The sequence below is a fragment of the Gemmatimonas sp. genome (assembly GCF_031426495.1).
Classification (GTDB): domain Bacteria; phylum Gemmatimonadota; class Gemmatimonadetes; order Gemmatimonadales; family Gemmatimonadaceae; genus Gemmatimonas.
In genome coordinates, this window is record NZ_JANPLK010000085.1 from 65,465 (window position 1) to 73,963 (window position 8,499).

Here is an 8,499-nt window from a genome sequence, read left to right on the forward strand (position 1 = left end):
ACGCGCTCGCGGGCCTCCGCAGACCAGACTGGCGGACGTTCACGCTCGCCCCTTCCACGCCTACGCCCCGATCTATGCGCAACATCGTTCTGAAGTTCGGCCTGATCTCCGGCGCGCTCCTGTCGGCCATGATGGCCATCACGATCCCATTCCAGGACACGATCGGCTTCGACCTCGGCATGGTCGTTGGCTACACGACGATGGTGCTGGCCTTTCTGTTCGTCTATTTCGGCGTCCGCAGCTATCGCGATACCGTGGCGGGAGGCTCGTTGACCTTTGGGCGCGCCTTGAAGGTTGGCGCGCTCATCGCGTTGATCGCGTCCTGCTGCTACGTGGCCACGTGGGAAATCATGTACTTCAAGTTCATGCCTGACTTCGCCGAGAAGATGACGGCGCAAACAATTGCGAAGGCTCGCGCTGCTGGTGAGAGCGAGGCGGCCGTCGCGAAGAAGCAGCAGGAGATGGCGGAGTTCGAGGCGATGTACCAGAACCCAGCGATCAATGCGGCCATGACCTTCCTCGAACCGCTGCCGGTGGCGTTGATTATGACGTTGGTGTCGGCTGGCTTGCTGAGCCGGCGTACCGTCCCTCCACGAGAGACTTGATGGCCTATATCGCCCCCGAAACCCGCCTGCGCGAGCTCACCCCGGTGCCGCTGCTCGTGGGTGCGGTGCTCGGTTTGATCTTTGGCGCATCATCGCTGTATTTGGTGCTCAAGGTCGGACTCACCGTGAGCGCCTCGATTCCAGTGGCGGTCATCTCGATCACGATCTTCCGTCTGTTCGCGAAACTGGGCGGCCGTGATGCGACGATCCTCGAGCACAACATCGTGCAGACGGCGGGTTCGGCGGGCGAGTCGATCGCCTTCGGCATCGGCGTCACGATGCCGGCGATCCTCATTCTGGGTTTCGATCTCGAGATCGCGCGCGTGCTGTTGGTGGCGGTGCTTGGCGGTGTGCTGGGCATTCTCATGATGATTCCGCTGCGTCGCGCCCTGATCGTGGCGCAGCATGGTGTGCTGAAATATCCGGAAGGCACGGCGTGCGCCGAGGTGCTCAAGGCCGGTGCCAACGCCGAGTCGCGGGCGGCGGCGAGCGACGCGGCAAAGCGCGAGCAGGAATCGTTGGGAGGAGCCGGCACGAGTGCGCGCACGATCTTTACCGGCTTTGGGATCGGCATCGTGTACAAGACCGCGATGTCGGCACTGCGTGCCTGGAAGGATGTGCCGGAGAAAGTGTTCGGCGCGCCGTTCTCGGCGGCGTCAGTGTCGGTGGAAGTGTCGCCGGAGTTGCTGGGCGTGGGCTACATCATCGGCCCGCGCGTGGCCGCGGTGATGTTCGCCGGCGGCGTGCTGGCGTATCTCGTGCTCATTCCGATGATCGCGTACTTCGGATCGGCGCTCATGACCCCGTTGGCACCGGAGGCTCGCGCGTTGATCCGCGACATGAGCCCTGGAGCGATTCGCAATGCGTACGTGCTGTACATCGGTGCCGGCGCGGTGGCGGCGGGTGGCATCATCAGTGTGATTCGCTCGATGCCGACGATCTGGCATGGCTTGCGTGAAGGCTTGCGTGATGTGTCCAACTCCACCGCCGCCACGGTGCGCGATACGGTGCGGACCGACCGCGACCTGTCGATCAAGCTGGTGCTGCTTGGCATCGTCGCGCTGCTGGTCGCCTTGGTGGGCGCGAGTCCGCTGTATGTGGGCGGTACCGGCTTCGGCACACGCATCGCGGCGGCGCTGCTGATCGTGGTGTTCGGCTTTCTGTTCGTGACCGTGTCATCGCGATTAACGGGCGAGATCGGTTCGTCGTCGAATCCGATTTCCGGTATGACGGTGGCCACGCTGCTGCTCACCTGTCTGGCGTTTGTGTTGCTGGGGTGGACGGGCAGCAACTATTACGTGACCGCGCTCTCCATCGGCGCCATCGTGTGTATCGCCGCGTCGAACGGCGGCACCACGTCCCAGGACTTGAAAACGGGCTTCCTGGTGGGTGCCACACCGCGCTCGCAACAGATCGCGATCGTGGTTGGGGCGTTGGTGTCGGCGTTGGCGCTGGGGCCGATTCTGCTGCGCCTCAATGCTGCTGGCACGGTGTATGTGAGTGCGACGGCGATGGCGGCCGATGCGCGTGGTGGCACGGCGCTCACCAGCGGTGAGATGGTGGATGTGCGCACGCTCGAGCGGCGTGAATCGGTGGACGGCGTCATGGCCGACGGCAGCACCGATTCGCGCGAGTACTGGGTGTGGCACCGCCAAGACCCGAGCGGTGGCAACGCCGAGAAGTATCTCGTGGATGATGCGGGCAAGCCGGTGTACTTCGTGGATCCGGGCATCAACGGCAGTATCCGGAAGCTCGCGAACGGGCAGGATGTGCCGAAGTTCGACGCGCCCAAGGCGACCCTGATGTCGTACATCATCAAGGGTATCCTGGGCGGCAAGCTGCCGTGGGGGCTCGTGCTGCTGGGCGCGATGATCGCGCTCGTGCTCGAGCTGTCGGGGATTCCGTCGCTGGCCTTTGCGGTGGGCGTCTATCTGCCGATCTCCACCTCGGCGCCACTCTTCGTGGGCGGCGTGGTGCGCTGGGCGGTGGATCGCTGGATCGCGCGCAAGCACGTGGGGCGCAACCTCACCGACGACGAACTGGCGGCGGAAGGAGACAAGAGTCCCGGGGTGCTGATGGCGTCGGGCTACATCGCAGGCGGCGCGATCGCCGGCATCCTGATCGCTTTTGTGGCGGGCGTGCCGGCGATGGCGGGTCTCAATCGCGCGATCGAAGCGATGTCGGTGAACAACCCGCTGTTCGTGGGGCCGATGGCCGACGTGCTGTCGTTGGTGCCGTTCGTGGCGTTGATCGCGGTGCTCTATCTGACCGGTCGCGAGAAGCTGCTTGGCAGACCTGCTACAGGGCCTTCTTGATGGCCGCTTCGAGGTTCTGCGTGCCGCCGACGCCGGTGTACACGATCTTACCGGCCTTGTTGACGACCACGACGTAGCTGGTGGCCGGCACGTCGTAGGCGCCGCTCACGGTGCCCTTCTTGTCGTACAGCAGCTCGCCGCCAAGCTTGTTGGCCTTCTGCCAGCCCTTCACGCGTTCGACCGACTGGTTCACCGACACCGCGACGGTCACGAACTTCACCTTGGCGCCGTGCTTGGTCATGGCGGCGCGCATGGCTGGCTCAAGCTGCTTGCAGTTGCCGCACCACGTGGCCCAGAACTCCAGCACGACCGGCGTCTTGCCGAGGTAGGCGGAGAGATCGACCGTCTTGCCGTCGAGGGTCTCGAGAGGGCCGACGGGCGCCGTTTCGCCGACGGCGATACCGAGGTCCTGGGCGAGGGCGGGGGACGATAAGGCGATCGTCGCGGCAGCGAGGGCGGTGAAGAGCGTGCGGAAGGATTTCATAACTGCCAAGTATGGAGTATGGAGTATGGAGTACGGGGTAGGGAGTACGAGGCGACGCGGGGCGTTTGTACTCCCGACCCCGTACCCCATACTCGCTACTTCGCCGTTAAAAAAAGACCTGCCCCATCTTCACGAGGTAGTACTCCGCCATACCGAGCATGACGAAGGCGAACACCTTTTTTACCGTCAGCATCCACGCACCAGCGCGAGGTAATCGCGACAGTGAGCCCGCTGAAAGGCCGACGGCGACCAGCAGCGTGCACATGCCCAGCGAGAAGGTGAAGAGGTAGAGAAAGCCGAGCAGGGCGGAGCCGGTGGTCGACACCCACGTGAGGACGGCGGCCATGACCGGGGCGGAGCAGGGCGCGGCCACCAATCCCGAAGCCGCCCCCATGATGAATGCACCCGCTACCCGTCCGCCGGTTCCGGCATTGGCGGCGCGCTGCATGATGGCGGCGGGCACGCGGACGGGAATGACGTCGAACATCGACAGGGCGGCCAGCATGAGCAGATTCGCCATGGCGAAGTAGGCCCACGGGTTGGCCGATACGGTACCGAACATGGTGCCGGTGAGTCCGGCGAGGAGTCCGAGGCCGGCGTACACAGACGCCAGCCCGAACACATACGTGAGCGAAAGCCCCAATGGACGCCACTTTGACGCTATGGTGGCGCCGGACTGTTCTGATGATGACTGGCCACCCACGATGGCGGCGGTGATCGGAATCATCGGATACACGCAGGGCGTGAGCGATGTCAGGACTCCGGCCCCGAAGAGGAGCGGGAGCGCGGCTGCGGGGTTGGACGAGAGCTGCGCGGTGACGTCGGCGATCTGCGTGATGGCAATCATGTCGGAAAGATACGGCCCGACGCGGGCGAGCGTTGCCGCGGGTTGGAACGGGGCTCTGGCGCCCGGGGCGGATAATGGGGATCATGCTTGGCTATGCCCCCACTGACTGAGGTGTTGATGTTCGGACCGACGAAGTCGCTGATGCTCTTGGCTGTTGCCAGCCTGTCGACCACCGTGGTGTCGCATGCGCAGGCGGTACGCCCCGACGCCGACCCGCGCATCGAGAAGCTGGTCGCGTCGGTGTCGCAGCAGCGGCTGCAGGCCACCGCCACCACGCTCGCCGGCTTCGGCACGCGCTCCACGCTATCCGATACCATGTCGACCGCGCGCGGCATCGGAGCGGCGCGGCGTTGGATCTACGATGAATTCAAGCGGATGAGTCCCAAGCTGCAGGTGTCATACGACCGGCACATGCTGGCCCAGCAGGGGCGTATTACGCGCGAGGTGGAGCTAGTGAACGTAGTGGCGGTGCTGCCGGGCAAGAGCGCGCGCCGCGTGTACATCACCGGTCACTACGACACCGTCAACTCGCGACGTCCGGCGGGTGCTGACGCGACGTCCACCGCCGCCGGTGCGGCGCCGAGTGTGCCATTGGTGCGTCCCACGATCAACAACGACGCCGATGCGCCGGGCGCGAACGACGATGGCAGCGGTACGTCGCTCACGATGGAGCTGGCGCGGGTATTCGCCGAGAGCGGTATCGATTTCGATGCGACACTGGTGTTCGTGACGTGGGCCGGAGAGGAACAGGGACTGATTGGCTCGATGGCGCATGCCACGGCGCTGCGCAACGCGAAGGGCGTCGTCGAAGCGAACTTCAACAACGACATCGTGGGCAGCAGCCTCGGCGGCAACGGCATCATCGACGGCGAGAGCGTGAAGATCTACTCGCTGGGCCCGGAGGATTCGCCGCATCGGTCGCTGGCGCGCTACGTCCAGCGGGTGGCGGGGACCTACGTGCCGTCGCACACGATTCGCCTGATGGCGCGTGAAGACCGCTTCGGTCGCGGCAGCGATCACTCGTCGTTCACGGCGAATGACTTTCCGGCCATCGTGTTTCGCGAGGCGAACGAGAACTACGAGCGGCAGCATTCGCCCGACGACAAGCTGGAAGGGATGGACTTCCGCTACCTCGCGCAGAACGCGCGGGTGAACGCGGCGTCGGCCGCCTCGGTGGCACTGGCGCCGCCGGCCCCGCGCGTAACCACGGGCGGAGGTTCTCCCACGCTTGGCCGCGGCACGTCGGGCTACGATGCCAGTTTGCAGTGGCAGCCGTCGGCGGGGGCGGTGGCATACCGCGTGTACTGGCGTGAAGCGTGGACCAACGACTGGCAGAAGTCGCAGGTGGTGGGCAACGTGACCAAGCTGCTCATGCCGAACGTGTCGATCGACGACTATGTGTTCGGCGTGGCCGCCATCGGCGCCGACGGCAACGAGAGCGTGATCAGCGCGTACGTGAGCCCGGTGCGCAAGATGACCGACGTGTTGATCAAGAAGTGAGGGGCAGACAGTGATTCACCACTACGGCGGAGCCGGACATGATTCGACGGGAGTTTCTCGTGACCTCAGCGTTGGGAACGGCGGGTGCGCTCGCCAATTCGATGGGCGGCACGGAGCGACTCGTGCATGACGCGACCGGTGTGACCGAGTACGACGACGTGCCGATGGCGCCCATGCGCACGGAGCGCGCTACGCGCAAGATTCTGATCGCGGGCGGCGGTTTCCGCACGGGTTTCATCAAGTACATGGCGGAACTCACCGGCAAAGCGCGGCCGCGCATCTGCTTCCTGCCGTCGGCGTCGGCCGACAGCCCGCAGTCTGCGCTCGGCTTCTATGCATCGTGCGCGCCGCTGAACGTCGAACCGTTCGTGCAGAACGTGTTCATCGAGAGCCTGTCGCAGAAGCAGGGCTGGGATGAGGTCCTGCTGTCGATGGACGCGATCGTGGCGTCGGGGGGCAACACGCTCAATCAGCAGGCGATCTGGAAGGCGCAAGGAATCGATCAGGTGCTGCGCACGGCGTGGGACCGCGGCATCGTGCTCGGCGGGGCGAGTGCCGGTTCGCTGTGCTGGTTCGAGGAAGGCACCACCGACTCGCGTCCCAAGGCGCTCTCGATCGTGAAGTGCCTGGGCTTCCTGCCGGGCAGCCACTCGCCGCACTACGACGCCGAGGCGGGGCGCCGTCCGCTGTATCAGCGGCTCATCGGGTCGGGCGAAATGAAGCCCGGCTACGCCTGCGACAACGATGCCGGCATCTACTTCGAGGAAACGGCCGTGAAACGCGTGGTGTCCACGCGGAAGGAGGCCAAGGTGTACTACGTGAGCGTGGTGAATGGAAAGGTGTCGGAACGCACTCTGGAACCCGACGCGATCTAGCTAGTTTTCACGAGTCTCTTTTCCTCCGCTCTTCGACTTCCGCTTTTCGGATTCGGCCCAACATATGGCTCCGCAGTTCATTTACGTCATGAAGGCGCTGCGCAAGGTGGTTCCGCCTTCGCGCATCATCCTCGATGACATCTGGTTGTCGTTCTACCCCGGCGCGAAGATCGGTGTGCTCGGTCCGAACGGTGCCGGTAAGTCGTCGCTGCTGAAGATCATGGCGGGTGTCGATACCGAGTTTCAGGGCGAGGCGTGGGCCCACAAGGGTACGCGCATCGGCTACCTGGCGCAGGAGCCGGAGCTCGACACCACGCTCGACGTGCGCGGCAACGTGGAACTCGCGGTCAAGGCGCAGCGTGATGCGCTGAACGAGTTCAACGACATCTCGCTCAAGTTCGCCGAGCCCGATGCGGACTTCGACGCGTTGATCGACCGGCAGGGGAAGCTGCAGGAGTACATCGACCAGCACGATCTGTGGAATCTCGACAACAAGATCGACGTGGCCATGGACGCGCTGCGCCTGCCGCCGGGCGATGCCGACGTGACCAAGCTGTCGGGTGGTGAGAAGCGTCGTGTGGCGTTGTGCAAGATCCTGCTGGAAGAGCCGGACATGCTGCTGCTCGATGAACCCACCAACCACCTCGACGCCGAGAGCGTGGCGTGGCTGGAGCATCATCTCGAGCGCTACACCGGTACCGTCGTCGCCATCACCCACGATCGATACTTTCTCGACAACGTGGCGAAGTGGATTCTCGAGCTCGATCGTGGCAAGGGCGTGCCGTACGAGGGCAACTACTCTGGCTGGCTGGAGCAGAAGCAGGCCCGCATGGCGCTCGAAGAGAAGCACGCGAGCACGCGTCAGAAGACACTGCAGCGCGAGCTCGAGTGGGTGCGCATGTCACCGCGCGCGCGTCAGGCCAAGAACAAGGCCCGTTTGGCCGCGTACGAAGATTTGGCCAGCGAAGCGCAGCAGGATCGCGCGATGCAGAACGAAATCGTCATTCCGCCGGCGCCGCGGTTGGGTAACGACGTCGTGATCTCGAAGGGGCTCAAGAAGTCGTACGGCGACAAGCTGCTGTTCGACAATCTGTCGTTCGATCTGCCGCGCGCCGGCATCGTCGGTATCATCGGCCCCAACGGTGCCGGTAAGACCACGCTGTTCCGCATGGTGAATGGTCTCGAGCAGCCCGATGGTGGTGAGCTCAAGGTCGGTGAAACGGTGCAGATCTCGTATCAGGATCAGTCGCGCACGCTCGAGGGCAAGCGCACGCTGTGGGAAGAGATCTCGGGCGGACGCGAGACGATTACCGTGGGCAAGCGGGAAATGAACTCCCGCGCGTATGCCGCCAGCTTCAACTTCAAGGGTGCGGATCAGCAGAAGCTGGTGGCGAACCTGTCGGGTGGTGAGCGCAACCGGTTGCACCTCGCGAAGACGGTGCTGCAGGGTGGCAACTTGCTACTGCTCGACGAACCGACGAACGATCTCGACGTCGATACGCTGCGTGCGCTGGAAGATGCGGTGCTCGATTTCTCCGGCTGCGCGGTGATCATCTCCCACGATCGCTGGTTCCTGGATCGCGTGGCGACGCACATCCTGGCGTTCGAAGGGGATTCGGAGACGGTGTGGTTTGAGGGGAACTACGGCGCGTACATCGAAGATTTGAAGCGTCGCAAGGGCCCGGATGCGGATATGCCGACGCGGATCAAGTACAAGAAGTTGGTACGCTCGTAAGCTGTTGCTTGCGGTGGGATCGTGGTACGCGGGGGCTGGGAAGGTCGAGGGTGTCCGAGCCAGCCGGTGCACGTGGTGCGGCGACATCCGCTGCTCACGACGAGGCATCCCGGCGGTTCAAGGGGTCAGAGTCGTTGA

Annotated in this window: 7 protein-coding genes; 5 read left to right on the forward strand and 2 right to left on the reverse strand. The window is 64.3% G+C overall.

Annotated features, from left to right (window positions below):
* The first annotated feature begins 74 nt into the window (after positions 1 to 74).
* Together RMP10_RS22910 and RMP10_RS22915 are read left to right on the forward strand one after the other, a co-directional pair.
* Positions 75 to 605: a DUF4199 domain-containing protein gene (locus tag RMP10_RS22910; RefSeq protein WP_310572389.1), complete on the forward strand. Its 531-nt coding sequence runs from the start codon at positions 75 to 77 to the stop codon at positions 603 to 605.
* The gene (locus RMP10_RS22915) at positions 605 to 2,920 is read left to right on the forward strand and encodes an oligopeptide transporter, OPT family (protein WP_310572390.1); all 2,316 of its coding nucleotides are present in this window, start codon (positions 605 to 607) and stop codon (positions 2,918 to 2,920) included. Before RMP10_RS22910 ends, RMP10_RS22915 begins: the two co-directional genes overlap by 1 nt.
* Here the strand turns inward: RMP10_RS22915 and RMP10_RS22920 are convergent.
* The gene (locus RMP10_RS22920; RefSeq protein WP_310572391.1) at positions 2,904 to 3,404 is read right to left on the reverse strand and encodes a TlpA disulfide reductase family protein; all 501 of its coding nucleotides are present in this window, start codon (positions 3,402 to 3,404) and stop codon (positions 2,904 to 2,906) included. The genes RMP10_RS22915 and RMP10_RS22920 overlap by 17 nt on opposite strands.
* 106 nt (positions 3,405 to 3,510) lie before the next feature.
* The gene (locus RMP10_RS22925) at positions 3,511 to 4,251 is read right to left on the reverse strand and encodes a cytochrome c biogenesis protein CcdA (protein WP_310572392.1); all 741 of its coding nucleotides are present in this window, start codon (positions 4,249 to 4,251) and stop codon (positions 3,511 to 3,513) included.
* Positions 4,252 to 4,344: 93 nt separating this feature from the next.
* Here RMP10_RS22925 and RMP10_RS22930 point away from each other — a divergent pair, with 93 nt between their 5' ends.
* From RMP10_RS22930 to ettA, 3 genes are all read left to right on the forward strand, one after another.
* Positions 4,345 to 5,751: a M20/M25/M40 family metallo-hydrolase gene (locus RMP10_RS22930; RefSeq protein ID WP_310572393.1), complete on the forward strand. Its 1,407-nt coding sequence runs from the start codon at positions 4,345 to 4,347 to the stop codon at positions 5,749 to 5,751.
* 38 nt (positions 5,752 to 5,789) lie between these two features.
* A complete protein-coding gene (locus RMP10_RS22935; RefSeq protein WP_310572394.1) occupies positions 5,790 to 6,626 on the forward strand; it encodes a peptidase E in 837 nt (278 codons plus the stop codon).
* Between the two features lie 64 nt (positions 6,627 to 6,690).
* Complete coding sequence (ettA, locus tag RMP10_RS22940) at positions 6,691 to 8,361, forward strand: energy-dependent translational throttle protein EttA (RefSeq protein WP_310572395.1); 1,671 nt, start codon at positions 6,691 to 6,693, stop codon at positions 8,359 to 8,361.
* The last annotated feature ends 138 nt before the right edge of the window (positions 8,362 to 8,499 follow it).

What these genes read in the sequence shown, in the direction of transcription:
- RMP10_RS22925 (WP_310572392.1), bottom strand. Translation starts at nt 4,251, where the DNA reads ATGATTGCCATCACGCAGATCGCCGACGTCACCGCGCAGCTCTCGTCC.
- RMP10_RS22915 (WP_310572390.1), top strand. Translation starts at nt 605, where the DNA reads ATGGCCTATATCGCCCCCGAAACCCGCCTGCGCGAGCTCACCCCGGTG.
- RMP10_RS22910 (WP_310572389.1), top strand. Translation starts at nt 75, where the DNA reads ATGCGCAACATCGTTCTGAAGTTCGGCCTGATCTCCGGCGCGCTCCTG.
- RMP10_RS22920 (WP_310572391.1), bottom strand. Translation starts at nt 3,404, where the DNA reads ATGAAATCCTTCCGCACGCTCTTCACCGCCCTCGCTGCCGCGACGATC.
- RMP10_RS22935 (WP_310572394.1), top strand. Translation starts at nt 5,790, where the DNA reads ATGATTCGACGGGAGTTTCTCGTGACCTCAGCGTTGGGAACGGCGGGT.
- RMP10_RS22930 (WP_310572393.1), top strand. Translation starts at nt 4,345, where the DNA reads ATGCCCCCACTGACTGAGGTGTTGATGTTCGGACCGACGAAGTCGCTG.
- ettA (WP_310572395.1), top strand. Translation starts at nt 6,691, where the DNA reads ATGGCTCCGCAGTTCATTTACGTCATGAAGGCGCTGCGCAAGGTGGTT.